The organism is Corynebacterium sp. c3Ub_189 (assembly GCF_039907195.1).
Classification (GTDB): Bacteria; Actinomycetota; Actinomycetes; order Mycobacteriales; family Mycobacteriaceae; genus Corynebacterium.
In genome coordinates this window covers 1-785 of record NZ_JASBOF010000058.1, presented here as the reverse complement: position 1 = coordinate 785, position 785 = coordinate 1, and the positions used below count along the sequence as shown (strand labels likewise).

The window sequence follows — 785 nt, the reverse complement described above, 5'->3', positions numbered from 1 at the left end:
CACAAGCGCGTAGTCATCCTCACCATCTTGGATGACCACTCCCGGTTCATCATCTCGTGCCACGCCTACAACAACGCTACCGTGGCAAACGTCATGGAAAGTTTCATTAACGCTGGGCAAATACACGACTTTCCGCAATCCACCCTCACCGACAACGGCCGAGCATTCACAACCAGCGCCGATCGGACAAACCCCGCACGAAACGGCTTCGAGCAACTACTCATCGACCTAGGAATCAAGCAGAAAAACGGCAAACCCTACCACCCCCAAACCCAAGGAAAAGTCGAACGCTTCCACTACACCCTTAAACTAGCCCTTTCGAATAAAACACCAGCTCACAACCTCGATGAACTCAACGCTCAGCTGAAAGAAATCATCGGATACTACAACTACAAACGCCCCCATAGAGCCCTAAACAGAACCACCCCCGCAGAAGCCTATACAGCCCTACCAAAAGCGCATCCAGCAGAAATCAAACCAGACCGCGACTACCGACTACGCACCGACAAAGTAGGCACCAACGGCAAAACAACCCTGCGATGGGGCGGCAAACTACGCCGCCTCTACATCGGACGCAGATGGGGCGGAGAACCCATCACAATGGTCTGCGTCGACAACCATGTCGACATCAAAATAACCGCCACCGGGGCACAAATCGCCGCCTACACACTCACCGAAGAAAAGATCTACTACAACAAGAAAGACAACAAACTCAGCCCCCAACGGGGCAACTGAAAACGAAAAATCTCGAGACACCGACCGGAACGATGTCTCGAGACTTCACA

At 52.6% G+C, this 785-nt stretch carries 1 protein-coding gene; it reads left to right on the top strand.

The genetic code is table 11. The annotated features are described in order from the left end of the window. On the top strand, positions 1-735 hold a 735-nt coding region (locus tag QKD99_RS11495; RefSeq protein ID WP_347951487.1), incomplete at its 5' end, for an integrase core domain-containing protein. Positions 736-785: the final 50 nt, after the last annotated feature.